The organism is Thioclava arctica, assembly GCF_040892615.1.
Lineage (GTDB): Bacteria > Pseudomonadota > Alphaproteobacteria > Rhodobacterales > Rhodobacteraceae > Thioclava > Thioclava arctica.
The window spans coordinates 272580-297219 of the sequence record NZ_JBFRYC010000002.1 but is presented as its reverse complement, the minus strand read 5'-3'; the positions used below and the strand labels follow the sequence as shown (position 1 = coordinate 297219).

23 protein-coding genes are annotated in these 24640 nt (G+C 60.3%); 17 read left to right on the top strand and 6 right to left on the bottom strand.

What is annotated here, in order from left to right; all coding sequences use genetic code 11:
- Nucleotides 1–13: 13 nt before the first annotated feature.
- The 4 genes from AB4874_RS04215 to AB4874_RS04200 are packed head-to-tail and all read left to right on the top strand — an operon-like array spanning nt 14 to nt 5110.
- Nucleotides 14–1171, top strand: a complete 1158-nt coding sequence (locus AB4874_RS04215; protein WP_368391052.1) for a microcin C ABC transporter permease YejB — start codon at nt 14–16, stop codon at nt 1169–1171.
- Complete coding sequence (locus tag AB4874_RS04210; protein WP_368391230.1) at nt 1171–2280, top strand: ABC transporter permease; 1110 nt, start codon at nt 1171–1173, stop codon at nt 2278–2280. Before AB4874_RS04215 ends, AB4874_RS04210 begins: the two co-directional genes overlap by 1 nt.
- Nucleotides 2277–3881 (top strand): ABC transporter ATP-binding protein, encoded by a 1605-nt coding sequence (locus tag AB4874_RS04205; RefSeq protein ID WP_295531724.1) that lies wholly within the window; start codon nt 2277–2279, stop codon nt 3879–3881. The genes AB4874_RS04210 and AB4874_RS04205 overlap by 4 nt, the downstream gene beginning before the upstream one ends.
- A 2-nt stretch (nt 3882–3883) precedes the next feature.
- On the top strand, nt 3884–5110 hold the full coding sequence (locus AB4874_RS04200; RefSeq protein ID WP_368391051.1) for a glycosyltransferase: 1227 nt from the start codon (nt 3884–3886) through the stop codon (nt 5108–5110).
- Between the two features lie 56 nt (nt 5111–5166).
- Here AB4874_RS04200 and hemN read toward each other — a convergent pair whose 3' ends face one another.
- Nucleotides 5167–6522, bottom strand: coding sequence for an oxygen-independent coproporphyrinogen III oxidase (gene hemN / locus AB4874_RS04195; protein WP_368391050.1), 1356 nt, complete (start codon nt 6520–6522; stop codon nt 5167–5169).
- A gap of 62 nt (nt 6523–6584) precedes the next feature.
- Here hemN and fnrL point away from each other — a divergent pair, with 62 nt between their 5' ends.
- Entirely contained in the window at nt 6585–7331 is a 747-nt protein-coding gene (fnrL, locus tag AB4874_RS04190; protein WP_368391049.1) for a transcriptional regulator FnrL, read from the top strand.
- Between the two features lie 52 nt (nt 7332–7383).
- Here the strand turns inward: fnrL and AB4874_RS04185 are convergent, their stop codons facing one another.
- Both AB4874_RS04185 and AB4874_RS04180 read right to left on the bottom strand, forming a co-directional pair.
- Complete coding sequence (locus AB4874_RS04185; protein WP_295531711.1) at nt 7384–7740, bottom strand: DUF1428 domain-containing protein; 357 nt, start codon at nt 7738–7740, stop codon at nt 7384–7386.
- A gap of 113 nt (nt 7741–7853) precedes the next feature.
- On the bottom strand, nt 7854–8693 hold the full coding sequence (locus tag AB4874_RS04180; protein ID WP_368391048.1) for a universal stress protein: 840 nt from the start codon (nt 8691–8693) through the stop codon (nt 7854–7856).
- A 258-nt stretch (nt 8694–8951) separates the two neighbouring features.
- On the opposite strand from AB4874_RS04180, the gene ccoN reads away from it, so the two are divergent.
- From ccoN to ccoS, 8 genes are all read left to right on the top strand, one after another.
- On the top strand, nt 8952–10553 hold the full coding sequence (gene ccoN, locus AB4874_RS04175) for a cytochrome-c oxidase, cbb3-type subunit I (protein WP_368391047.1): 1602 nt from the start codon (nt 8952–8954) through the stop codon (nt 10551–10553).
- 12 nt (nt 10554–10565) lie between these two features.
- Nucleotides 10566–11294 (top strand): cytochrome-c oxidase, cbb3-type subunit II, encoded by a 729-nt coding sequence (ccoO, locus tag AB4874_RS04170; RefSeq protein WP_295531702.1) that lies wholly within the window; start codon nt 10566–10568, stop codon nt 11292–11294.
- Nucleotides 11295–11306: 12 nt separating this feature from the next.
- Nucleotides 11307–11507 carry a cbb3-type cytochrome oxidase subunit 3 gene (locus AB4874_RS04165; protein ID WP_295531699.1) on the top strand — a complete coding sequence of 67 codons (201 nt, stop codon included), beginning with the start codon at nt 11307–11309 and terminating at the stop codon, nt 11505–11507.
- Between the two features lie 32 nt (nt 11508–11539).
- Nucleotides 11540–12421 carry a cytochrome-c oxidase, cbb3-type subunit III gene (ccoP, locus tag AB4874_RS04160; RefSeq protein ID WP_368391046.1) on the top strand — a complete coding sequence of 294 codons (882 nt, stop codon included), beginning with the start codon at nt 11540–11542 and terminating at the stop codon, nt 12419–12421.
- 363 nt (nt 12422–12784) lie between these two features.
- Nucleotides 12785–14233, top strand: a complete 1449-nt coding sequence (ccoG, locus tag AB4874_RS04155) for a cytochrome c oxidase accessory protein CcoG (protein WP_368391045.1) — start codon at nt 12785–12787, stop codon at nt 14231–14233.
- A 5-nt stretch (nt 14234–14238) separates the two neighbouring features.
- A complete protein-coding gene (locus AB4874_RS04150) occupies nt 14239–14694 on the top strand; it encodes a FixH family protein (protein ID WP_368391229.1) in 456 nt (151 codons plus the stop codon).
- A 4-nt stretch (nt 14695–14698) separates the two neighbouring features.
- Complete coding sequence (locus AB4874_RS04145) at nt 14699–16921, top strand: heavy metal translocating P-type ATPase (protein ID WP_368391044.1); 2223 nt, start codon at nt 14699–14701, stop codon at nt 16919–16921.
- A 9-nt stretch (nt 16922–16930) separates the two neighbouring features.
- On the top strand, nt 16931–17092 hold the full coding sequence (ccoS, locus tag AB4874_RS04140) for a cbb3-type cytochrome oxidase assembly protein CcoS (protein ID WP_295531686.1): 162 nt from the start codon (nt 16931–16933) through the stop codon (nt 17090–17092).
- Nucleotides 17093–17221: 129 nt separating this feature from the next.
- Here ccoS and AB4874_RS04135 read toward each other — a convergent pair whose 3' ends face one another.
- Both AB4874_RS04135 and AB4874_RS04130 read right to left on the bottom strand, forming a co-directional pair.
- Nucleotides 17222–19051: a D-alanyl-D-alanine carboxypeptidase family protein gene (locus AB4874_RS04135; protein ID WP_438273442.1), complete on the bottom strand. Its 1830-nt coding sequence runs from the start codon at nt 19049–19051 to the stop codon at nt 17222–17224.
- A 313-nt stretch (nt 19052–19364) separates the two neighbouring features.
- Complete coding sequence (locus tag AB4874_RS04130) at nt 19365–20087, bottom strand: HAD family hydrolase (protein ID WP_368391043.1); 723 nt, start codon at nt 20085–20087, stop codon at nt 19365–19367.
- Nucleotides 20088–20209: 122 nt separating this feature from the next.
- On the opposite strand from AB4874_RS04130, the gene clpS reads away from it, so the two are divergent.
- The 3 genes from clpS to AB4874_RS04115 all read left to right on the top strand — a co-directional run bounded on the left by clpS (nt 20210) and on the right by AB4874_RS04115 (nt 22523).
- Nucleotides 20210–20533 (top strand): ATP-dependent Clp protease adapter ClpS, encoded by a 324-nt coding sequence (gene clpS, locus AB4874_RS04125; protein ID WP_295531839.1) that lies wholly within the window; start codon nt 20210–20212, stop codon nt 20531–20533.
- Nucleotides 20534–20629: 96 nt separating this feature from the next.
- Nucleotides 20630–21676, top strand: coding sequence for a class I SAM-dependent methyltransferase (locus AB4874_RS04120; RefSeq protein ID WP_368391042.1), 1047 nt, complete (start codon nt 20630–20632; stop codon nt 21674–21676).
- 37 nt (nt 21677–21713) lie between these two features.
- A complete protein-coding gene (locus tag AB4874_RS04115) occupies nt 21714–22523 on the top strand; it encodes an SDR family NAD(P)-dependent oxidoreductase (RefSeq protein ID WP_295531677.1) in 810 nt (269 codons plus the stop codon).
- A 7-nt stretch (nt 22524–22530) separates the two neighbouring features.
- Here the strand turns inward: AB4874_RS04115 and AB4874_RS04110 are convergent, their stop codons facing one another.
- Nucleotides 22531–22938 carry a hypothetical protein gene (locus tag AB4874_RS04110; RefSeq protein WP_295531674.1) on the bottom strand — a complete coding sequence of 136 codons (408 nt, stop codon included), beginning with the start codon at nt 22936–22938 and terminating at the stop codon, nt 22531–22533.
- A 111-nt stretch (nt 22939–23049) separates the two neighbouring features.
- Here AB4874_RS04110 and hemF point away from each other — a divergent pair, with 111 nt between their 5' ends.
- Nucleotides 23050–23949: an oxygen-dependent coproporphyrinogen oxidase gene (gene hemF, locus AB4874_RS04105; RefSeq protein WP_295531671.1), complete on the top strand. Its 900-nt coding sequence runs from the start codon at nt 23050–23052 to the stop codon at nt 23947–23949.
- The last annotated feature ends 691 nt before the right edge of the window (nt 23950–24640 follow it).

Here is a 24640-nt window from a genome sequence, read left to right as displayed (position 1 = left end):
CAGAGGGCCGAAAATGGGTGCCTATATCTTGCGGCGATTGCTGATGGTGATCCCCACGCTGTTGGGGATCATGATCATCAACTTTACGCTGACGCAATTCGTCCCCGGCGGGCCGATCGAACAGGTCATTGCCCGCGTGCAGGGCGATGCGGATTCGATGCGCAACATCTCGGGCGGGGGCGATGCGGGCAGTCAGGGCCAAGGCGGCGTCGAGGATAGCGGCTATCAGGGCGCGCGCGGCATCTCGCCCGAATTGCTCAGCCAGCTTGAGGTGCAGATGGGCTATGCGCGCATCACTTGCGATGCGGGCTTTACCGGCACGCCGGACCTGAAGAACCCCGCTTGCCACAAGGAAAAAATCCCCGGCTGGGAGCGGTTTTTCATCATGATGAAAAGCTATGCCACCTTCGATTTCGGCAAGAGCTTTTTTCGCAATGAAAGCGTGATCAATCTGGTGCTGGATAAGATGCCGGTCTCGATCACGCTGGGGTTGTGGTCGACGCTGCTGGCCTATCTCATCTCGATCCCGCTTGGCATTCGCAAGGCGGTGCGCGATGGCACGAAATTCGACACCTGGACCAGCGGCGCGATCATTGTGGGCTATGCCATTCCCGGCTTCTTGTTTGCGGTGATGTTGATGGTGTTGTTTGCGGGTGGGTCCTATTGGAAGATTTTCCCGCTGCGCGGCCTGACCTCGGATGATTTCACCCAACTCAGCCTTGTTGGCAAGGCGCTCGACTATCTCTGGCACATCGCGCTGCCCGTGACGGCGACGACGATTGCCAGCTTTGCCACAATGACCCTGCTGACGAAGAACTCCTTCCTCGAAGAGATCAACAAACAATATGTGATGACCGCGCGCGCCAAGGGGTTGAGCGAGAAGAAGGTGCTCTATGGCCATGTCTTCCGCAATGCGATGCTGATCGTGATCGCAGGCTTTCCCTCGCAATTCTTGGGCGTGTTCTTTGGCGCTTCGATCATCGTCGAGACGATCTTTTCGCTCGACGGGTTGGGCTTGCTGGGGTTCCAAGCGGCGGTTGAACGCGACTACCCGGTGATCTTCGGCACGCTCTATATGTTCGGGCTCATCAGCCTTGTGGTGAATATTCTGTCTGACCTGATGTATGTCTTTGTCGATCCGCGCATCGACTTTGAGAAGAGGGCCGGATGATGCGCCTAAGCCCGCTCAACGCCCGCCGCTGGCGCAATTTCAAGACCAATCGCCGCGCGCTGTGGTCGCTGATGATCTTTGGCGTGCTGTTCATCGGCGCGCTGCTGGCCGAATTCATCGCCAATGACAAACCCATCGTAGTGAACTATCGCGGGCACTACTATTTCCCGATCTACAAGTTCTATCCCGAGACCGCCTTTGGTGGCGATTTCCGCACGCAGGCGATCTATCGCGACCCGGCGGTGCAATGCCTGATCGTGACGGGCGGCAATGAGGCCTGTTTCGATGACGATCCGCAGGCGGTGATGGAGCAGGCCCAGAAAACCGGCGAGATCGATGGCGAAAAGATCGACAAAGGGTGGATGATCTGGCCGGTGATCCCCTATAGCTACAACACGATCAACGATGTCGGCACAGCCCCCTCGGCGCCTGACGCGGCGCATTGGCTGGGCACCGATGACACCGCGCGCGATGTGGTGGCACGGGTGATTTACGGGTTCCGCACCTCGGTGATGTTTGCGCTGATCGTGACGGGGATCGGCTCGCTTATCGGGATTTCGGCGGGTGCGGTGCAGGGCTATTTCGGCGGCAAGGTCGATTTGTTCTTCCAGCGCATCCTCGAAATCTGGTCCTCTACGCCCTCGCTTTACGTCATCATCATCCTGTTCGCGATTTTGGGGCGCAGTTTCTGGTTGCTGGTATTTGTCTCGATCCTGTTTGGCTGGCCTGCGCTGGTGGGCGTGGTGCGCGCGGAATTCCTGCGCGCGCGCAATTTCGAATATGTCCGCGCCGCGCGCGCGCTGGGCGTGAGCGACCGGGTGATCATGTTCCGCCACATCCTGCCCAACGCGATGGTGGCAACGCTGACCATGCTACCCTTTGTCATCACGGGCGCGATCGGGGCGCTGGCCTCGCTCGATTACCTCGGCTACGGGTTGCCCTCATCGGCACCCTCGCTGGGCGAGCTGGCGCTGCAAGGCAAACAGCACCTGAACGCGCCCTGGCTGGCCTTTTCGGCGTTTTTCACCTTTGCGATCATGTTGTCGCTGCTGGTCTTTATCTTTGAGGGCATCCGCGACGCGTTCGACCCCAGAAAGGTGTTTCAATGAAACCGGTTCTTGAGGTCGAAAACCTGCGCGTGTCGTTTCGCTCGGAGGGGAAATATACCCAAGCGGTGAAGGGCGTCAGCTTTAGCGTCGGCAATGGCGAGACGGTTGCGCTTGTGGGCGAATCCGGCTCTGGAAAGTCGGTCACGGCGCTGTCGACTGTGGCGCTTTTGGGAGGCACGGCGCGGCTTGAGGGCTCGATCCGCTATGCCGGGCGCGAGATGATCGGTGCGTCGGAACGCGATCTGATGGCCACGCGCGGCAATGATATCAGCTTTATCTTTCAAGAGCCGATGACATCGCTTAACCCGCTGCACACGCTGGAAAAACAGATCAGCGAAAGCCTGTCGCTGCACCAAGGTCTGCGCGGGGCTGCGGCGCGCGCGCGCGTGATTGAACTGCTCGACAAGGTCGGCATCCCCGATCCTGCAAGCCGTCTGGACGATTACCCCCACCAGCTTTCGGGTGGGCAACGCCAGCGCGTGATGATCGCGATGGCGCTGGCCAATGGCCCGGAACTGCTGATCGCGGATGAGCCGACCACAGCACTTGATGTGACCATTCAGGCGCAAATTCTGGATCTGCTGGCCGATCTGAAACGCGACATGGGCATGAGCCTGTTGTTCATCAGTCATGATCTGGGCGTGGTGCGGCGCATCGCGGACCGGGTCTGCGTGATGCAAAACGGCGAGATCGTCGAGCAAGGCCCGACCGAAGAGATCTTCGCCAATCCGCGCCATCCCTATACCCGCAAACTGCTGGAGGCCGAACCCACGGGTCTCGCCGATCCGGTGCCGGAAAATTCCCCCGAAGTCGTGCGCACCGAGCATCTGAAAATCTGGTTTCCCATCCAACGCGGATTGCTGCGCAAGACGGTGGGCCATGTGCAGGCGGTCAATGACGCCTCGCTGTCTGTGCGCGCGGGCGAGACCTTGGGGATCGTGGGCGAAAGCGGCTCGGGTAAGACCACGCTGGCGCTTGCGATCATGCGGCTGATCGCCTCCGAGGGGCCGATCCTGTATGAAAACGAGGATATCTCGCGCTGGCAGGCGGGGCGGTTGCGTGCGCTGCGCCGGGACATGCAGATCGTGTTCCAAGACCCGTTCGGCAGCCTCAGCCCGCGCCTCACGGTGGAGCAGATCATCGCTGAGGGGCTGACGGTGCATGGCGTCGAGAAGGGGCGCAATCGCCGCGATATGGTGGCTGAAATCATGGCTGAAACCGGGCTCGATCCCGCGATGATGGAGCGCTACCCGCATGAGTTTTCCGGTGGTCAGCGCCAGCGTATCGCGATTGCGCGCGCGATGATCTTGCGGCCCAAAGTGGTGGTGCTGGACGAACCGACCTCGGCGCTGGATATGACGGTGCAGGTGCAGATCGTCGATCTGTTGCGTGATTTGCAGCGCCGTCACGGGCTGGCCTATCTGTTCATCAGCCACGATTTGCGCGTGGTGCGCGCGCTCAGCCACAAGATCATGGTGATGAAGCGCGGCGATGTCGTCGAGGCGGGGCTGGCGCGTGACGTCTTTGCGAACCCGCAAACCGCCTATACCCGCCAGTTGATGGCCGCCGCTTTGGGCGAGACGGCGCTTGAAACGGCCTGAGCATGAAAATCCTGTTCGTTCATCAGAATTTCCCCGGCCAGTTCCCCCATCTCGCGCCCGCGCTGGTCGCGCGCGGCCATGAGGTGCTGGCGCTCACGGCTGAAACCAACACACGCGCCTCGCCGGTACGGGTGGTGAAATACCGCAAGCCCGACGAGGTGACGCTGTCATCTGGCCTGACGCGGCTTTATGCACAAAGCGCCGAACGGGGCGCGCGCGCCGCCCTTGCCGCGCGTCAGTTGCGTGACAAGAATGGCTATGCGCCCGATGTGATCGTTGGCCATTCCGGCTGGGGCGAAACCCTGTTCCTGCGCGAGGTCTGGCCGCAGGCGAAACTGCTGGTCTATGCCGAGCTGATGTATCGCACGACGGGTCTGGATACCGATTTCGACCCGGAATTCGCCCGCCCCGGCCTTGAGGCGCGGGTCTCGACCGTGGCGCGTTCGGCGCATCTGGTGCAGTCGATGGTGCAGGCGGATGCGGGGCTGTCGCCCACGCAGTTTCAGGCCGACACTTTCCCGCCCGAGCTGCGTGCCAAGATCACCGTGTGCCATGATGGCGTTGATACCGACCGTCTTGCGCCGCGCGCCGATGCCCGTTTCACCGTTCCCGGAACCACACGGGTTTTCCGTCCCGGCGATGAGGTGGTGACTTTCGTCAACCGCTCGCTAGAACCCTATCGTGGCTTTCACAGCTTTATGCGCGCATTGCCCGAAGTGCTGGCGGCGCGCCCCAAGGCGCATGTGCTGATCGTGGGCGAGGAGGGGCAAAGCTATGGCGCCCCGCCCAAGGACGCCGAAAGCTGGAAGCAGAAATTCTTGAACGAGGTCGGTGGCCAGCTTGATCTGGATCGCGTGCATTTTCTGGGCCGCATCCCTTACGCGGATTACGTCAACCTGCTGCATGTCAGCCGCGTGCATGCCTATCTGACCTACCCGTTTGTTCTTAGCTGGTCGCTGCTGGAATCGATGGCGGCGGGCTGTGCGGTAGTGGCTTCGGATACTGCGCCGGTGCGCGAGGTGATCCGCGATGGCGAGACCGGGCGGCTGGTCGAGTTCTTTGACATCGCAGGCTGGGCAGAGGCGCTGATCGAGGGGCTGAGCGAACCTGAAACCTATGCGCCAATGCGCGTGGCCGCGCGCCGCCATATCGTTGAGACCTATGATCTCAAAACGAAGTGCCTGCCGCGGCTGATTGAGTTCGTCGAAGGCGCGCACCGCCGGGGGTAGGGGGAAAAGGGCGCCCAGTGTCCCAGACGCCCGATCCTATCACCCAAAATCGCGCCTCAGATCGCCGAACTGTGGCTAGAGGCCGACATATCATAGACGTCGAAATGGCGCGCGATCATGCGCGTCAACGGGCGGCCTTTGACGGGGATGCGCAGCCCCTCGGTCGTCATCTCGACCATATCGCCGAACTTATCGACACAGGTTGAAAACATCTGTGCCAACTCATGCGGCTTGGCACCAAAATCGCGCACCAGCTCATCCGTCTTGATCTCGAAATCCGACATCAGGGCTTCGATCATGCGGCCGCGCAGCTTGTCTTCGGCGCTGAAGACATGGCCGCGCGCGGTGGAGAACTGCCCCTCGCGGATCGCGCCGGTATGTTTCGACGTGGCCGAGGCGTTTTGCGCATAGCCCTGCGGGAAACGCGAGATTGACGAGGCTCCGAGCCCGACCAGCGCTTCGGCAAGATCATCGGTATAGCCTTGGAAATTGCGCCGCAGCTTGCCGTTCTTTTGCGCGATCGACAGGCCATCCGTGGGCAGGGCGAAGTGATCAATGCCGATCTCGTCATAGCCATCGGCCACAAACAGATCGCGCGCCACTTCGAACAGCTTGAGCCGCTCTTGCGGGGTGGGCAGATGATCAGACGGAATCATCGTCTGACGCCGCGCCATCCACGGCACATGCGCGTAACCATACAGCGCCACGCGATCGGGCCCAAGCGACAGCAACTGCTGCACCGAATTGGCGATCTTCGCGGGGGTCTGATGGGGAAGACCATACAGGATATCGGCATTCAGGCTGGCCACGCCGCGCTCGCGAATCATGTCCACGGCGGCCTTGGTTATCTCGTAGCTTTGCTCGCGTCCGATGACTTTCTGGATTTGCGGGTCGAAATCCTGCACCCCGATCGAGGCGCGGTTCATGCCCGCACCCACCAACGCGTCCATCCGGGGGGCGTCGATCTCATTGGGGTCAATCTCGACTGAGAACTCGGCGCCTTCGCCCATCGGCACCACGTCAAACACCGCATCGGCCAGCCGCTTCATCATATCGGCGGGCATCAAGGTCGGCGTTCCACCGCCCCAATGCAGGCGCGACAGCGTCACGCCGGGCGCAAGCCGGTCGCGCAGCATTTGCAATTCGGTCAGCAAAACCTCGGAATAGGCGCGCACCGGCTCATCGCTTTGCGTGCCTTGCGTGCGGCAGGCGCAGAACCAGCACAACCTGCGGCAGAACGGCACATGCAGATAAAGCGAGATCGACCCACCCGCCGGAATCTGCTCGATCCAGCTAGAAAAAGTATCCGGCCCAACGCCGCCCGCGAAATGCGGTGCTGTAGGGTAAGAGGTGTAGCGTGGCACTTTTGCATCGAAAAGGCCGAGTTTGGCGAGTTGCGATTCCTGTTTCATAGACGTATCTTTAGTTGTAAGATCGGCGTGAGAAATTGACACAGATCAAGACGAAACACCGCATGGCTCATGACGACGTTCATCCTGTTTCCCTGACTTGTGGGGATTGTCCGATCCGCCATCGGGCGGTCTGTGCACGTTGTGATGTTGACGAGATCGAAGAGCTCGAGGATATCAAATATTATCGCAGCTTTGAGGCCGGTCAGACCGTGGTCTGGGCGGGCGACAAGATGGATTTCGTGGCTTCGGTTGTGTCGGGAATTGCGACGCTGACGCAAACGCTGGAAGATGGGCGCACGCAGATGGTGGGGCTGTTGCTCCCGTCTGATTTTGTCGGCCGTCCGGGGCGTTCGGGCGCGGCTTATAATGTCACTGCGACCACCAATATCTTGATGTGTTGCTTTCGCAAAAAGCCCTTCGAAGAGATGATGGAGCGCACGCCCCATATCGCGCAGAGGTTGTTGCAGATGACTCTGGACGAGTTGGATGCGGCGCGCGAATGGATGCTGCTTTTGGGCCGCAAGACGGCGCGCGAAAAGATCGCCTCGCTGCTTTCAATCGTGGCGCGGCGCGATGCGCCGCTCAATCATGCCGCGCAGACCAGTGAGGTCACCTTCGATCTGCCGCTTACCCGCGAGGCGATGGCCGATTATCTCGGGCTCACGCTTGAAACGGTCAGTCGCCAGATTTCGGCGCTTAAACGCGACGGGGTGATCGTGCTGGAAGGCAAGCGCCATGTCAGCGTGCCCGATATGGACCGGCTGCTGATGGAAGCGGGCGATGACAGCGACGGCGGCTTACTGATCTGAGGGGCGTTTCTGCCCCGGGGTATCACCTTCGACAGGGTTGAGGGCTTCGCGCCTAGCGCTGTGCGCTGAAGATCGGCTCGAAGCCGCCCCACATCATCCGCATGCCGTCAAAGGGCATCTCGCCCATTGCCTGCCAGCGCGGATCGCTTTCCATTGAGGCGAAACAGCGATCCGCCGAGGAGCGGTTGGGCCAGCGAATCCACGAGACGACGACCTTTTCACCGGCTTCGCGCTTTACGGCCATCGGAAACGAGGTCACCTTGCCGTCGGGGACGTTGTCTTCCCAGCACTCGGTCATTTCGATTGCGCCAAAATCAACGAACAAACCCCAGCTCTTGCGGGCCATCTCGATATAGCGCGCCTTGTTCTGTTCGGGCACCGCCGTCATGAATGCGGTCACATAGCTCATCGCAGCCTCCCTGTTTACTTAAGGTAATCGTCGCATGGGGCGGGGCGTGCAGGCAATGAAAAAGGGCGCCCGAGAGAGCGCCCTTCTGTCCGATTGCAGCGTTTGGCTAAGGCTCAATGCGCCATGATCACCGGCACATCGGCCATTTCCAGCATATGCCGGGTGGCACCGCCCAAAATTGCCTCGCGGAAGCGCGAATGGCCGTAAGCCCCCATCACCAGCGCGTCGGCATTGCTGTCGCGGATGTGCCGGTTAAGCACATCTGACACCCGCGGCATCGTTTTGGATAGCACCGAGACCTCGGTATTGACGCCATGACGCGCCAGCATCTGGCTGAGTTGGCCGCCGGGATCAGAGCGTTCGGGGCCATGCGTGGCCGGGTCGATCACGGTGATATCCACCAGATCGGCCGATTTCAGCACCGGCAGAGCGGCGCGCACGGCGCGCATTGCTTCGTGCGACTGGTTCCACGCGATGACCACGCGTTTGGCGGGGATGTCGCCTTTATAGCTGTCGGGCACGATTGCGACGGGCACCTGACCTTCGAACAGGGCAGCTTCAATCGCGGCTTCCAGATCGGTGCCGCGCCCGTCCCCATAGGGGCGGCCCATCACGACCAGATCGGCAAACCGCGCGCGCTGTCCGACAACGGTGGCCATCGCGCCAATCTGCGAGACGACGGTATCGGCGCCCCAGCGAATATCTTCGCTACGCAGGCGGGCACGCACGGCCTCATTGGCAAGGCGCGCCTCATCCTGAGCGCGATCAATGGTCTCTTGTTGCACAAATGCCGTCGCACCAGCGTAGTAATACCCGGTTTGGGTACGATCAATTCCCATGCACAGCACATCAAGGTGCGCATCGCGTCGCCGCGCCACCGCAATCGCCGTATCAAGCTGGGACGCATCGACCTTAGGGTTGGTCACGATTGTCAGTATGGTTTTGTAGGACATTAGGCTCACTCCGCGCTCTCGGATTTCCAGTTAAGCCAGATTAACCCGATCATGTCGACGCGGCTTTGATCCGGATCAAGGCCCGTGGCGTCAAAATCACAAACCTGCGACCAAATCGCGCAACCCCCTCGCGATCATTTGATGCAGATCAAGGCATCGTGCATACCCTGAGACCACAACGGCTAAAGTCACTCCTTGGGGGATTCTCGTATTGCGGGCTTCGCTTCAGGGGACAGACACGACGAAGGGACGCACAAAATGTGGGATTATATCAAGCTGATTGCGCTTGGCCTGGTAGCGGTACTGGCCGCTATTGCGGCTGGCAACGCGCGCGATCTTGCCTATCAGGTCAACGCGGTCGAGATCATGCTGGCAGCAGCAATCGCGTTTATCTGGGTGCTTCGCACCATGGGGAGCCATCAACCGGCCTCTCAGAATGAATATTTTGACGGCGTGGTTCGCGCCGGGGTTATCGCCACCACTTTTTGGGGTGTGGTCGGTTTTCTCGTGGCCGTCATCATCGCATTTCAGCTGGCTTATCCGTCGCTGAACTTCGAATGGGCGCAGGGCTATCTGAACTTTGGCAAGTTGCGGCCGTTGCACACCTCTGCGGTGATTTTCGCCTTTGGCGGCAATGCGCTGATCGCGTCGAGTTTCTATGTGGTGCAGCGCACCAGCGCAGCACGCCTCTGGGGCGGTGGCCTTGGCTGGTTCGTGTTCTGGGGCTGGCAGCTTGTCATCGTTCTGGCCGCGACGGGCTACATCTTGGGCGCAACGCAATCCAAGGAATATGCCGAGCCGGAATGGGTTGCTGACTGGCTGATCACCATTGTCTGGGTGAGCTACCTGTTGGTGTTCATGGGCACGATCTTGAAGCGCAAAGAACCCCATATCTACGTTGCGAACTGGTTCTACCTTTCCTTCATCGTCACCATCGCGATGCTGCATCTCGTCAACAACCTCGCCGTGCCGGTGTCGATGTTCGGTTCCAAGTCGGTGCAGGTCTTTGCGGGCGTGCAAGATGCCATGACGCAGTGGTGGTATGGCCATAACGCGGTGGGCTTCTTCCTGACCGCAGGCTTCTTGGGGATGATGTATTACTTCGTGCCCAAGCAAGCCGAGCGCCCGGTTTATTCGTATAAACTGTCGATCGTGCACTTTTGGGCGCTGATCTTCCTGTATATCTGGGCCGGTCCGCACCACTTGCACTACACCGCGCTGCCCGACTGGGCTGGCACGTTGGGCATGACCTTTTCGATCATCCTGTGGATGCCGTCCTGGGGTGGCATGATCAACGGCCTGATGACGCTTTCGGGCGCATGGGACAAGCTGCGCACCGATCCGATCATCCGTATGATGGTGGTGTCGGTCGGCTTTTACGGCATGTCCACCTTCGAAGGCCCGATGATGTCGATCAAGGCGGTGAACTCGCTGTCGCACTACACGGATTGGACGATCGGTCACGTGCACTCGGGTGCGCTGGGCTGGAACGGCATGATCACCTTCGGCACGCTCTACTTCCTTGTGCCGCGTCTGTGGGCCCGTGAAGGCCTGTATTCGCTGAAACTCGTGAGCTGGCACTTCTGGCTCGCCACGATCGGGATCGTTCTTTACGCCTCCTCGATGTGGGTTGCGGGGATCATGCAAGGTCTGATGTGGCGCGAAGTGGATAGCCAGGGCTTCCTGGTGAACGCCTTTGCCGACACCGTAGCCGCAATGCACCCGATGTTCGTGGTGCGGGGTCTGGGCGGGGTTCTTTACCTCGCTGGTGGGATGATCATGGCCTATAACTTGTGGATGACGGTCGCTCGTCAACCTCGCGTGGAAACACGTTCGGTTGCCGCCGTTCCGGCAGAATAAGGAGAGGACAGAATGGGACTTCTCGACAAACACTCCGTCCTTGAACGGAACGCGACACTGCTTCTGATCTTCGCCTTTCTCGTTGTCACCATCGGCGGCATTGTAGAGATCGCACCGCTTTTCTACCTCGAAAACGTTATCGAGGATGTTGAAGGGGTGCGGCCCTACACGCCGCTGGAGCTGACCGGGCGCGATGTCTATATCCGCGAAGGGTGCTATCTGTGCCACTCGCAGATGATCCGCCCGATGCGCGATGAGGTGGAACGCTATGGTCATTACTCGCTGGCAGCAGAGAGCAAATATGACCATCCGTTCCAGTGGGGCTCCAAGCGAACGGGGCCTGACCTCGCCCGTGTGGGTGGCCGCTACTCGGATGCGTGGCATGTGGATCACCTGACCAACCCGCAATCGGTTGTGCCAGAATCGGTGATGCCGAAATACGGCTTCCTTTCGAACCGGATGATCGACGGGCGCTATATCAGCGATCGTTTGTCCACCGATGCGATGGTGGGTGTGCCGTATAATTCGGACATGATCGAGAACGCCAAGGCCGACTTCATGGCGCAGGCGGATCCCGATGCCGACACCGATGGTCTGTTGGAGCGCTATCCCAACGCCGTAAATGTTCGCAACTTCGATGGGCGTCCCGGTCTTTCCGAGATGGACGCGCTGATCGCCTACTTGCAGGTGCTTGGCACGATGGTCGACTTCTCGACCTTCCAGCCCGTGGCTAGCCGGTAAGGGAGTATAAAAATGGACTATCATATCTTCAGGGAATTCGCGGACAGCTGGTTTCTGATCTTCCTGTTCGTGTTCTTCCTCGGGATTGTCGTCTGGGTCTTCCGGCCCGGGTCGCGCAAGACCTACGAGGATACGTCCGACATTCCCTTCCGGCATGAAGACAAACCCGCCAGTTCCTCCGCTCCCGGTGAAAACCGGGACCGGGGCGAATGACGGCGCCACGTTAGCTAAGGAGGCGTGGAATTATGAGCAAAAAACCGACGAAAAAACACGAGGTCGAGACCACTGGTCACCAGTGGGACGGCATTGAAGAGTATAACAACCCACTGCCGAAATGGTGGCTGTATACCTTCTATATCTGCATCATCTGGGGCATCGGCTATTCGATCGCGATGCCCGCTTGGCCGATCTTTAAATCGGGCGCGACGCCGGGTCTTCTCGGGTCATCGACCCGGGCCAATGTGCAGGCCGATATCGACAAGTTCGCCGCGATGAACAAGCCGGTGCAGGAAAAGCTGGTTGCCGTCAATCTTGACGAAATCGCCAGTGATCCCGAGCTGAAGAACTTCACCCAGAACGCGGGTGGGGCGATCTTCAGAACTTGGTGTGCCCAGTGCCATGGTGCGGGTGCGGGCGGTAATTCGCAGCTTGGCTATCCGAACCTTCTGGATAGCGACTGGCTGTGGGGCGGCACGATGGACGATATCCATTTCACCGTCACCCATGGCATTCGCAACGAAACGGACCCCACAGAAGAGGCCCGCTTCTCGCAGATGCCGGCGTTCGGCAAGGACGAGATCCTCAGCACAGAGGAAATCTCTCAGGTCGTGCAATATGTCCGCAAGATCTCGGGTCAGGACAACGACGCCACTCTGGCGGCCGCTGGTGAGACCGTGTTCGCGGACAACTGTTCGGCCTGTCATGCTGAAGATGGCACTGGCGATCAGGCACAGGGTGCGCCCAACCTGACGGATGCGATCTGGCTGTATGGCGGGGATGTGGACACGATCACCTATACCGTGACCAACGCCCGCACGGGTGTGATGCCCAACTGGAACGAGCGTCTGTCCGAAGCCGACATTCGCGCCGTTACCGCTTATGTCCACGGCCTTGGCGGTGGTCAGTAACAGTGATCCCAAGGGGCTTCGGCCCCTCGGGTAGCATCGGCACCCCCGTCCTGTTCGCGCGTTTCCTGGGGGTGCCGGTGCCCTTGATCAAGAGGGCCCAAGCGCGGGTCCTCTTTTTCACGTTACGGGGTTACCAAAGCGTAGCCTTGAATGTATCTTTTCTGCATGCAAGGATTTTTTGGCCGCCCCACAGTGTCGTGATGAGGGCTTTGGCGCCGCCGCTTTCGGGATATTCAGTCAATCAGCCAAGGGCGCAAAGATTTGTTGCATCCTAAATCTGTCTTTTTGACGCAGGTCAAAGTCTTCACAACTGTGTCATAGGAGAAGACGCTGAGGACGCGTTGTAACCATACGGAGAGAGTCGTGAGCTCCACCGATCCAGTCGAACCCCCGCCGCTTTACGCCGCCCGAGAGCCGATCTTTCCGCGTCGCGTCAAAGGTCAGTTCCGCAGCCTCAAATGGATTTTGATGTCCTTGATGCTCGGGTTTTACTACATCACGCCGTGGATCCGCTGGGATCGTGGGCCCGAACTGCCCAATCAGGCCGTTCTGATGGATCTGGCAAACCGGCGTTTCTTCTTTTTCATGATCGAAATCTGGCCGCACGAGTTCTATTTCGTCGCTGGCCTGTTGATCATGGCGGGGCTGGGGCTGTTCTTGTTCACTTCGGCCTTGGGGCGCGTGTGGTGTGGCTATGCCTGCCCGCAAACCGTCTGGACCGATCTGTTTATTCTTGTCGAGCGCTGGGTTGAGGGGGATCGCAACGCGCGTATTCGCCTGCTGCGTCAAAACTGGAACGCGGAGAAGATCCGCAAACGCATCACGAAATGGGTGTTGTGGCTGCTGATCGGCGTGGCGACGGGCGGGGCGTGGGTGTTTTACTTCACCGATGCGCCGACGCTGCTTAATAACCTGATCCACGGCACGGCCTCGTCTGTGGCCTATATCACCATTACCGTTGCGGCCTTGATCACCTTTGCCTTTGGTGGCTTTGCGCGCGAACAGATCTGTATCTATGCCTGCCCTTGGCCGCGCATTCAGGCCGCGATGATGGATGAAGACACCATCACCATCGCCTATCGCGAATGGCGCGGAGAGCCACGTGGCAAGTTGAAAAAGGGTGAACACGACCCGACGCAGGGCGATTGCATCGACTGTATGGCCTGTTTCAACGTCTGCCCGATGGGCATCGATATTCGTGATGGTCAGCAGTTGGAATGCATCACCTGCGGTCTGTGCATCGATGCCTGTAACGAGGTGATGGATAAAATCGGCAAGCCGCGCGGCCTGATTGGCTATATGGCGCTGAAGGATGAAACCAACGAGAAGGCGGGCAACCCTGTCGTCAACGTATGGAAACACATCCTGCGCCCGCGCACGATCATGTATTTCACGCTTTGGGGCGCGATCGGTGTCGGTCTTGTGGCGGCTTTGTTCATGCGCTCGCCGATTGATTTCAACATCACGCCAAACCGCGATCCGCTGTATGTGGTCGAACCCAGTGGCGCGATCCGCAACATCTACACGCTGCGTTTGCGCAACAAGGCGGGCGAAGCCACGGCGTTCAAAGTCACTGTCGTGGCCCCAGATGGCGTCAATCAAAACGCGATGAGCGTTGTGCTCGAAGGGCAACAGGGCGACACGGTCACCGTGCCTGCCGATGAAACGATGACCCAGCGGCTCTATATCATGGCTGCACCCGGGTCGGTGCCCGCAACCTCGGACCGCACGGAAATGCGGGTCTGGATTTCGGATGCCGCCACTACCGATCGCGTCTCAACCGACACGGTCTTTAACGGAAAGGCGAAATGAGCACGATGGCCAAACCACTGACCGGTCGAAAGGTTCTGATGATCGCGGTAGGCGCCTTTGGCGTGATCATCACGGTGAACCTCGTGATGGCCTGGAACGCGGTCTCCACCTTTCCTGGTCTGGAGGTCAAGAATTCCTATGTCGCCTCGCAGGTGTTCGATAAGAACCGGGCTGCGCAAGAGGCGCTGGGCTGGGTCGTGGAACCTGAGTATTCGGATGGCAAGCTGAGCCTTGTGATCCGCGATAAATCGGGACTGCCTGCAAAGGTGGCCTCGCTCAAGGCCCTGGTGGGGCGCACCACCCACGTGCGCGATGATGTGACGCCGAAGTTTAAGTATGTCGGTGGCATTTTCGTCGCTCCCTTGGCGCTTGCGCCCGGGGCGTGGCTGATCCACCTTGATGCCGAGGCCGCTGACGGCACGCAGTTCAGCCAGCGGATTGATTTGTTCGTGAAAGGCTGATGCGATGACGGTCTCACCGGCCCCATCCAATGCAAATACCTATGAGGAGGAGCGAGTCTCCGCCTCTGCGTGTCCGGCCTGTCTGGCCGCCCCTTCGGCGGAGCAGTTGGCGAAATCGGGCGATATCAAGGGCGCGCGGATCATGCTGTCGCTGCCCACGGCCCATTGCGCGGTCTGTATCACCGATGTCGAACGCGAGCTGATGAAGCAGCCCGGCGTGAAATCGGCGCGCGTGAACCTGACGCTCAAACGCGCCTCGGTCGATGCCGAGACCGGGGTCGAACCTGCGGGATTGATCGCGGCGCTTGATAAAATCGGTTATGAATCGCACGAACTTGATGCGGGCATGCTGTCGGCCACCGAGGCTGATAAGCGTGGGCGCGATCTGTTGATGCGCATTGGCGTGGCCGGGTTCGCGATGATGAATATCATGCTGCTCTCGGTCGCGGTTTGGTCAGGCGCGCAGGATGCCACGCGCGACCTGTTCCACTGGGTTTCGGCGGCCATCGCGATTCCGACGATCATCTTTTCCGGCCAGCCCTTCTTTGCCAGCGCCTATTATTCGTTGCGTGGCGGGCGGTTGGGCATGGATGTTCCGATCTCGCTGGCGATCCTGCTGGCGCTTGGGATTTCCCTGTTCGAGACGATGCATTCGGGCGCGCATGCCTATTTCGAAGCTGCCACGATGCTGACCTTCTTCCTGTTGGTGGGCCGCTATCTGGACTATCGCACCCGCGCTGTGGCGCGCTCGGCTGCCGAGGAACTGGCCGCGCTCGAAGTGCCCCGCGCCACTATTTTGCGCGATGGCGTTGAGGTCGTGGTGCTTGTGGGTGAGCTGGTCGTGGGCGATCTGATGCGCGTGCGCCCCGGTGGCCGCATCCCCGCCGATGGCGAGGTGATCGAGGGGCATTCCGAATCCGACCGCTCGCTGCTGACCGGTGAAAGCCTGCCCGTTCAGGTCGGCCCCGGCATGGTTCTGAGCGCGGGCGAAGTGAACCTGACCGGGCCGCTGATGATCCGCGTCACGGCGGCGGGCAAGGATAGCTCGCTGCATCGTATGGCCGATCTGGTGGCGATGGCCGAAAGCGCGAAGACGAAATACACTTCGCTGGCTGAGCGCGCCGCGCGTGCCTATGCGCCGATCGTGCATATCCTGTCCTTTACCGCGTTTTGCGCCTGGGCGTGGGTGACGGGAGGCGATTTCCGCCTTGCGGTGAATATCGCAGCGGCTGTGCTGATCATCACCTGCCCTTGTGCGCTGGGTCTCGCCGTGCCTGCGGTGGTAACGGCCGCCTCGGGCAAGCTGTTTCGCAAAGGTTTGTTGATCAAGGATGGCACCGCGCTGGAACGTCTCGCCGAGATTGACACCGTCGTGTTCGACAAAACCGGAACGCTGACCATGGGCGCGCCGCGCCCGCAAAACCTGCCTGATCTTTCGCCCAAGGCGCTGTCGGTGGCGATGGCCTTGGCTGAGGGTTCGTCGCATCCGCTGGCCCGCGCACTGCATCAAGCGGCACTTGGGCAGGGGGCAACGGCTGCCGCGCTGGAAGATATCCGAGAAGTGCCCGGCTACGGTGTCGAGGGGCATTGGCAAGGGCAGATCGTGCGTCTGGGTCGGGCCAACTGGATTGGCGCAGAGGAGGGCGCGAGCACGGCCACCCATCTCAAGATTGGTGATGAGGCCCCCGTATCGATCCGCTTTGTCGACAGCTTGCGCCCGGGTGCCGAAGAGGCCGTTGCGGGGCTGGTTGCGCAAGGCAAAGCGGTCTGGCTGGTCTCGGGGGATGTTGAAGCGGCGGTCGCTGATCTTGCGGCCCGTTTGGGCATTTCACAGTTTCGCGCTGGCGCTCTGCCGATGGAAAAAGCACAGCTTGTGGCCGATCTGACCCATGAGGGGCACCGCGTGTTGATGGTGGGCGATGGGCTCAACGACACCGCAGCCCTCGCGGGTGCGCATGTCTCGGTCTCACCCGCCTCGGCACTGGATGCGGCGCGCACGGCTTCTGATATCGTGCTGCTGGGGCAGGACCTGGCCCCGATTGCCGAAGCCGCCCGGATTGCCAAACATGCGCGCCGCCGGATCAAGCAGAACTTCGCGATTTCGATCGTCTATAACGCGGTCGCGGTGCCGCTGGCTTTGATGGGGCTGGCCACGCCGTTGATGGCGGCGCTGGCAATGTCCGCCAGCTCGATCACGGTCTCGCTGAACTCGCTGCGCCTGCGCTAGGGGAACGCCATGGATGTGCTGATCTATTTCATTCCGATCTCATTGTTCTTGGGGGGCATCGGGCTGACGGCTTTTTGGTGGTCGATCAAAAACCGGCAATATGAAGACCCCAAAGGTGATGCCGAGCGGATCTTGTCCGATGAGTTTGACGACCGTCCCAAGCAAGAGTGAAAACATGCGTGGGGCGTTGTCCTGCTGCTTGCGTCAGGTCCCGGGTTAGTTCGACATATGCGATGGGAACATTGAAAAAGCCGCGCTTGGGAGCGCGGCTTTTTCAGATCGGTTCTCTGGGGAGGAGTGTCAGGGACCGATCACCGTGCAATCCATCGCGCGCGCTTGCAGGCGGGCGCAGGCCAGTTGAGCGCCATCTTGCGTCATGCCTACGAAGTTTGCCTCATAGCCGGTTTTGCGCGTGGCAACCTTGCGCAGCGCTTCGCCCAGCGTATCGCTATCCATCAAGGCGGTGGTCAGCAGGTGGCGCTCGGCGGCAAAGTTCGACCCAAAGAGCCCAAGGCTAACCCCCCAATTTCGCCCGCCCGAGCTGGAGACACGCGCAACCACGCGCGGCTTGGGGGCGGGGGTAGGGGCCTCGGGGGTGAGGGCGGCAAGGATGATCTCGCTGGGCTGATCCTTGGTGGGCTGATTGGCCATCGCGGCCGTTTCGGGCTGCGGTTTGGTGGTTTGGGCAAATCCCGGAATGGGTTCAACCGCATCTCCTTCGGCTTTGCTTTCATCGCCCAGATCAAGCGCGCGAGCCTGTGCCAATTCAACCGTTTCGGGTTGCGGCGGGGTATTTTGCACAAATTTCGGCCCCGTCGGCGCAGCGGCGGCAGCAGCGCTGTCGGGTTCATAAGACGCCAGTTGGATATCGCTGGGTTCAGCCGCGGCGGCGGCATCGCTTGCGGCGGCCTGCGCCAGCGGTGTCGCGCCAGTAACTTCGGCGGGTTTCGCCTGTTGCGCCTGCGCCATCAAGATCGAACGCGGAGCGGGCATCGGGCGCGGGCTTGCAACGATCTGGGCCCCAATACCAGCGCCGTCGATCGTCTCGCTTGCCGCATTCCCCGCGTCAGCAACTTGCATGTCGGGTGCGGCGGTATCGGTTTCTTCGGCCACATCTTCGGGCGTGTCCGCCACGTTTTCCTCGACCTGATCGCCTTGCACGGCCGCTGCCAGCGCCAGCGCAATCGCATCGCTATCCGCGCGCGGCGGGGAGGGCCGAGTATCGGGGCGCGGGCTTTCTTTGGGGGCCAGTTTCTGCGCCACGAGCATCGGCGCGTCGCCTTGTGGCGGGATGTAGCGCGGGACTGTAGGGGGCAGAATGCGCGCATTTCTGGGCGCGCGCTTGAAGCCCATATCCAACAGCTCGGCCATTTTCGCATTGCGCTGCGCGGTCGAAGTGCCGCCGAACACGGTTGCGATGATGCGTTCATTTCCGCGCTTGGCCGAGGCGGTCAGGTTAAACCCCGAGGCCGAGGTATAGCCGGTCTTGATCCCGTCTGCGCCCTTATAGGCACTGAGGAAACGGCGGTTGGTGGAATAGACGGTCGCGATTTTGGCATCCGCGGAATGACGCGAGAAGATGTTGTAATATTGCGGGAAATCGAAAAACAAATGGCGGCCCAGAGTGGTCATGTCATGGGCTGACGACAAATGTCCCTTACGCGTCAACCCGTTGGCGTTGACGAAATGGGTGTCGTTCATCCCAAGCTGTTTGGCGGTGCGGTTCATGCGCGCGGCAAAGCCAGCCTCATCGCCGCCGATATAATCGCCAAGGGCGGCGGCGGCATCATTGGCCGATTTGATCGCGGCGGCGCGGATCAGATAGCGCACGGCGATCTTTTGCCCCGGGCGCAGACCCAGACGTGAGGGCGGCTGCGAGGCGGCGTGCTTGGTGACCGTAACGATGGAATCGAGGCTGAACTCGCCGTGCTCGATCGCCTGAAAGGTGATGTAGAGCGTCATCATCTTGGTCAACGAGGCAGGATGCAGCGGCGTATCGGCATTCTTCGAATACAGCACCTCGCCCGAGCGCATGTCCATTACCATCGCCGCAAAAGGTGCAGCGATCGCGCCGAGCGGTGCGAAAATTGCCAATAAGAATACGAACAGCCCTTGACGGACCCAGCACATAAGCGTGGTCACGGCTCTAACCCTTTCACTGCCTCGTTGCCCCGATTTTTATGTGCCACATCGTTGGCGGCTTTGGGGCTTGATTTGGTTTCAGCCTAACATGAGTGCTGCGACCTGAAAACCGCCTATTTTCAAGAGCATTCAATGCGACATTCATGCAATACCACAATATGTAGAGGGTGACCCAAAGGTGACCCCTCTAGGGATGGTGTTTTGCTGGGCTTAGGGTGGACGCGCCTTTCCGCGACGTACGCGCGGATTTTGGCCGGGCATGCCTTCGGCGGGGAAATTTTTGCAGATGCGAAGGGGGCCATCAGGTGCCGTCCCGCGCGAGCTGTTGGATCAATGCGGGCAGGGTGCTGAGATCGGGCAGTTGTGCAAATCGCGGATGGTTGAGCGGGGCGGGTGCGTGTTCAAGCGCCCAGGTTAGATCATGGGGGATATGCACGCCCCAGCCGCCGGCCTCGATCATCGGTATGACATCGGATTTGAGCGAATTGCCCGCCATCAGACCATTTGAGGCCCCGCTGCCGTGGCGCTCAAAGGCGCGGGTATAGATTTCGGGCGTTTTGTCAGAGACGATTTCCACCGCGTCAAACAGATCGCCCAGACCCGATTGCGCCAGTTTGCGTTCCTGATCAATCAAATCGCCCTTGGTGATCAGGACCAGTCGATACTGTCCCGACAGCGCCTCGATGGTGGCGCGGGCATGGGGCAGGAGATCGACGGGATGCGACAGCATCTCGCGCCCGGCGGCGAGGATTTCGGCCAGAACCGAGGCAGGCACGCGCCCCTCGCTGACCTCGATCGCGGTTTCGATCATCGACAGCGTGAACCCTTTCACGCCGAAACCGTAATGGGAAATGTTGCGTCGTTCCGCTGCGATCAGCCGCTCGGCCAGATGATCGGGGCCTTGCGCGTCTTGGGGGATATACTCGGCCATTGCTTGCGTAAAATGGGCCTGTGTAAGCGCGAAGACGCGTTCATTGTGCCAAAGCGTGTCGTCCGCATCAAAGCCGATTGTGCTGATTTGCATCACTTGCCTTTATCTTAAGCGCGCTCAGAGGCTTTTCATATGTCACGAAGACCCTATATTCCGCCAGAGCCCTCAACGATTCCTGATCTGGCGGAGATGCCTTGACCGAGCCGTTTTACATGATGTCGCACGACAATGACGACGATCGCGAAGACGAGACCGGTGTCGCCACTAAGACCCGGCCGAAAACGCAGCGTCCTCCGATGTATAAGGTGCTGCTGCTGAATGATGATTACACGCCGATGGAATTCGTCGTGCACATCCTTGAGCGGTTCTTTGGGCTCAACCATGCGCAATCTTTCGAGATCATGCTGACCGTGCACAAAAAGGGGTTGGCGGTGGTCGGTGTGTTCAGCTTTGAGGTGGCGGAAACCAAGGTCGTTCAGGTGATGGATTTCGCGCGTCGTCATCAGCATCCGCTGCAATGCACGATGGAAAAAGACTAACCCCAGGCGCTGCGCCGCCGCTGGGCGAGGCTTGCTATTGTTACGCCTCGGCCCTAAGGGACGGGCGCCTTTGCTGATCGGGATACGTTGTCTGCCATGAGCCAATCTCGCCTGTCCTTTGCCCTCGCGGCATCCGAGCCCCTGCCTGATGAGGGGCAGATTGCGCTATTTGCCCCCGCTGGCGCGCAGGATCTCAGCGCTTTGCCGCTAGAGCGTTTGGTCGTGATCCAGCCGTTCAAGCCCGATCATGACGCATTGGCCGCGCGCGGTGTCGCGATGGCGCAGACCCCCGCAGGCCCCTACGCGGCGGCGGTGGTCTTTGCCCCGCGCGCCAAGGCGCAGGCGCGTGCGCTGTTGGCGCAGGCCTGTGCCAGCGTGACGCCGGGCGGATCGATTTATATCGACGGCGCAAAATTCGAGGGGATCGATTCCTTGCTCAAGGAATTGCGTGGGCATGTGGCCTTGGATGCGCCAATTGCCAAGGCGCATGGCAAGATCGCGCGTTTCCCCGCCGATCCGAAGGCGCTGGCAGATTGGACCGCGCGCGACTACGAGGCCGCGCCGGGGTTTGTGACGCGTCCGGGCGTGTTTTCCGCCGATGGTGTGGATGAGGGATCGGCGCTACTGGCCGCCTGCTTGCCCGAAACGCTGCCTGCGCGGGTGGCCGATCTGGGCGCGGGTTGGGGTTGGCTAAGCGGGCAGGTCTTGGCACGCGGGGGCGTCCAAGAGATCGCGCTATATGAGGCCGATGCAATCGCGTTGGACTGTGCGCGGCGCAACATCACCGATCCGCGCGCGCAGTTCCACTGGGAGGACGTGACGCGGCTGCCCGCAGGTCCGCGCTATGATGCGATCGTGATGAACCCGCCCTTTCACAAAAGTCGCGATGCCGAACCGGGGCTGGGCGAGGCGTTCATCGCCGCCGCCGCGCGTCTGCTGACGCCCTCTGGCACCCTGTGGATGGTGGCCAATCGCCATCTGCCCTACGGCGATGCGCTGGCCCAGACCTTTCGCGACATCCAAGAGGTCACTCCTCCAAGCGGGCCGTCCACGCGGTTTCGCATCACCCGCGCGCAGGGTGTCTTGAGCGCGCGCGACCAAAACCGCACCGCCGCCGCACGCCCCTCTCGCGCTCGACGTTAAACGCGGTTACGTTCAGCCAAACCATTGGGAGAGAGCCATGTCGCTTTCCATCTCCGGCAAGACCGCCATTGTTACTGGGGCCGCTCATGGGATCGGGCTGGCCGTTGCGCGCCATTTCCTTGATCGCGGGGCGCAGGTCATGTTCGCCGATATCGACGAAGAGAAACTTGCCTCCGAACTTGGTGAGGCCGCAAAATCCGAGGGCCCTGCGCGCTATTTCGCAGGCGATCTGTGCCAGAAACTGACGGTGAAAAACCTGCTCTCGGCGACGGTCGATGCCTTTGACCGGATCGATATACTGGTCAATACCGCGCGCGCCTTTGCACCCTGTGATCCGTTGGAGCCCTCGACCGAAGTGCTTGATGATATGCTGTCGAAAAATATGAAATCGGCACTGCGGATTTCGCAAATGACGGCAAAGCGGATGATGAAACAGGCCGAAGATGAGGACCGCAGCGAGGGGGAGATTGGGTCAATCATCAACGTGTCGTCGCTGGCCTCCAGTCGCACGCAGCCGGAATTGATGGCCTATTCAATAGCTTGCGCGGCGCAAGATCAGGCGATCCGCTCGCTGGCAGTGGCCCTTGCGCCCCATCGCATCCGGGTCAATGGCGTGTCGTTAGGGTCGGTGATGTCGCGTTCGCTGCAAGATGCTCTCAAGACCAATGAGGATTGGCGCGAGGCGATCTGTGCGGGCACGCCGCTGGGCCGAATTGCGGCGCCCTCGGAATTGGCGGAAACGGTGCAATATCTCGCCTCGTCTGGGGCGAGCTTTGTGACCGGGCAGATCGTGCAGATCGATGGCGGGCGGGGCCTGCTGGACCGCGTTCAGGTGCCAGCGTTCTAAGCGCGCGCTATTTGCTCTCTTCGGGATAAAGGGCGCGGCATTGCGCGATCTGGCGTTGCGCCAAAGCCGTGAGCTCGCGCTTTTTGGCCAGCAGATTGTCGCGCTTGCGGGTTTCCACAACCGGATCAATCGGCACAGCGCGGCGGCTCGTGATGGTATGATCCTCAAGACACATGCGCGGTGTTTCGTAGGTTTTATCCCCCTTTGTCACCGTGCGCGTGCCACACACTTCCCAGCGGGTTAAGGTGGTTTCATAGCTTTGCCACGCATAGCCGCGCGCAAGATTGGCCTGCACCTCGCCTAGCAGCGTGTCGATGCGGCGCAATTCAGCGGTGGATTGGCGGATGCAGCGCTCTTGCGGGGTGCCGCAGGCGGTCAGGGCAATCAGGGCGAGCAACGCAATGGCAGGGCGCATGGGGTTCTCCTTTGCGCCAGCTTACGGCGCGCGCCCGCTGGGATCAATCGCGCCCTTTTCGCGCGCACATCGCCCTGTTATCAAACCCGCATGCAAATGGGAGGCCAAGCCATGACCGACGCAACCGAGGATTTCGACGCCCGCAAGGCGCAAGCCAGTCAGTGGTTTTCGGACCTGCGCGATCAGATCGTGGCGGGCTTTGAGGGATTGGAGGCAAGTCATGCCGAAGGTCCCTTGGCCGATGCCGCCCCCGGCCAGTTCGAAGTGACGCCGACCAAGCGCACCGGCCCCAATGGCGAGGATCACGGCGGCGGCAAGATGTCAGTGCTGCGCGGCGGGCGGGTGTTTGAGAAAGTCGGGGTGAATATCTCGACCGTATGGGGCGAATTGGCCCCGCGCGCGCAAAAAGCGATGGCAGCGCGCGGCGTGCCCGGCATGGAGGAAGACCCGCGCTTCTGGGCCGCCGGGATCAGCCTTGTGGCGCATCTGCAAAACCCGCATTGCCCGGCTGTGCATATGAACACGCGGATGTTCTGGACGCCGGGCGCGTGGTGGTTCGGGGGCGGGGCAGACCTCAACCCGTGCCTGGAATATGACGAAGACACCGCGCATTTTCATGCCGAGATGAAGCGCGCTTGCGATGCTCATGACGGCACCTATTACGATCATTTCAAAGCTTGGGCGGATGAGTATTTCTTTATCCCCCATCGCGGTCGTGCGCGCGGCGTGGGCGGGATTTTCTATGACGATCTCAACACCGACGCATGGGACGAGGATTTCGCCTTTACCCAAGCGGTCGGCGCGGCGTTCCTGCCTGCCTATCTGCCCCTGATCGAAAAACGTCGGGTGCAAGATTGGTCCGAGGAAGATCGCGAAACCCAGCTGCGCCATCGCGGGCTCTATGCCGAATATAATCTGGTCTATGACCGGGGCACGAAATTCGGGCTTGAGACGGGGCATAACGCGGATGCGGTTCTAATGAGCCTGCCCCCGATCGCGAAGTGGTATTGAGCGGGTCAAGCTGCGACGATCCAATATCCCGCGCGTAGATCGCGCACGTCTCTTTGGTGCAATCGGTGCAGACGGGATGACCGGGGGGCGTGTGCGGCAATGGCCCAATACGCGCCTCGCGGTCCTTGTGATCGCCGCATTTATCTAGGGTTGGGTTTCAACTCCGAGCCTTGGATATATTGCTGTAAAGGCGAACCAGAATAAGCGCTGCGACAGATCGCGGAATTACAGTCCTTTTGGCTGTGCTTACAGGGGCTTGGCACAGTCCTATTCGATTGCGCGGACGTATCAGGCCATAACTTTTCGGATTGAAATTATTATGCCGCTCAAACCCGCCTCTCATCAGGGCGAGGACGGTTTGGACGCTTGGGCGCATGGATTGAGGGCGCAGATTGTGGCCGCGTGCAATGCGCATTGGGACACGATAAACGCACATATTGTTGACTCGCTTTCAGTGTCGATTTGGCGCCTGCATCGCGTTGCTTCCTTGTCCTAACGGAAACTAATTGCCGCGGAAAATGGCGAAACGCTTGAATTTTTTGAAAAATTGGCTCTAAATATAGGCAATAAATAATCCGGGGGGACGGTGCGTTGGATTGTCTGCGCACATTTGGGGACGATTTCTGTCGAAATGTTAGTGATAACGATTCGTCAATTCTGCGTGTAATTCCCTTATTCGTAAGGCGATTGC

Coding starts and splice junctions, on each gene's coding strand:
- AB4874_RS04215 (WP_368391052.1), top strand. CDS start 14: ATGGGTGCCTATATCTTGCGGCGATTGCTGATGGTGATCCCCACGCTG.
- AB4874_RS04210 (WP_368391230.1), top strand. CDS start 1,171: ATGCGCCTAAGCCCGCTCAACGCCCGCCGCTGGCGCAATTTCAAGACC.
- AB4874_RS04205 (WP_295531724.1), top strand. CDS start 2,277: ATGAAACCGGTTCTTGAGGTCGAAAACCTGCGCGTGTCGTTTCGCTCG.
- AB4874_RS04200 (WP_368391051.1), top strand. CDS start 3,884: ATGAAAATCCTGTTCGTTCATCAGAATTTCCCCGGCCAGTTCCCCCAT.
- hemN (WP_368391050.1), bottom strand. CDS start 6,522: ATGAAACAGGAATCGCAACTCGCCAAACTCGGCCTTTTCGATGCAAAA.
- fnrL (WP_368391049.1), top strand. CDS start 6,585: ATGGCTCATGACGACGTTCATCCTGTTTCCCTGACTTGTGGGGATTGT.
- AB4874_RS04185 (WP_295531711.1), bottom strand. CDS start 7,740: ATGAGCTATGTGACCGCATTCATGACGGCGGTGCCCGAACAGAACAAG.
- AB4874_RS04180 (WP_368391048.1), bottom strand. CDS start 8,693: ATGTCCTACAAAACCATACTGACAATCGTGACCAACCCTAAGGTCGAT.
- ccoN (WP_368391047.1), top strand. CDS start 8,952: ATGTGGGATTATATCAAGCTGATTGCGCTTGGCCTGGTAGCGGTACTG.
- ccoO (WP_295531702.1), top strand. CDS start 10,566: ATGGGACTTCTCGACAAACACTCCGTCCTTGAACGGAACGCGACACTG.
- AB4874_RS04165 (WP_295531699.1), top strand. CDS start 11,307: ATGGACTATCATATCTTCAGGGAATTCGCGGACAGCTGGTTTCTGATC.
- ccoP (WP_368391046.1), top strand. CDS start 11,540: ATGAGCAAAAAACCGACGAAAAAACACGAGGTCGAGACCACTGGTCAC.
- AB4874_RS04150 (WP_368391229.1), top strand. CDS start 14,239: ATGGCCAAACCACTGACCGGTCGAAAGGTTCTGATGATCGCGGTAGGC.
- AB4874_RS04145 (WP_368391044.1), top strand. CDS start 14,699: ATGACGGTCTCACCGGCCCCATCCAATGCAAATACCTATGAGGAGGAG.
- ccoS (WP_295531686.1), top strand. CDS start 16,931: ATGGATGTGCTGATCTATTTCATTCCGATCTCATTGTTCTTGGGGGGC.
- AB4874_RS04135 (WP_438273442.1), bottom strand. CDS start 19,051: ATGTGCTGGGTCCGTCAAGGGCTGTTCGTATTCTTATTGGCAATTTTC.
- AB4874_RS04130 (WP_368391043.1), bottom strand. CDS start 20,087: ATGCAAATCAGCACAATCGGCTTTGATGCGGACGACACGCTTTGGCAC.
- clpS (WP_295531839.1), top strand. CDS start 20,210: ATGTCGCACGACAATGACGACGATCGCGAAGACGAGACCGGTGTCGCC.
- AB4874_RS04120 (WP_368391042.1), top strand. CDS start 20,630: ATGAGCCAATCTCGCCTGTCCTTTGCCCTCGCGGCATCCGAGCCCCTG.
- AB4874_RS04115 (WP_295531677.1), top strand. CDS start 21,714: ATGTCGCTTTCCATCTCCGGCAAGACCGCCATTGTTACTGGGGCCGCT.
- AB4874_RS04110 (WP_295531674.1), bottom strand. CDS start 22,938: ATGCGCCCTGCCATTGCGTTGCTCGCCCTGATTGCCCTGACCGCCTGC.
- hemF (WP_295531671.1), top strand. CDS start 23,050: ATGACCGACGCAACCGAGGATTTCGACGCCCGCAAGGCGCAAGCCAGT.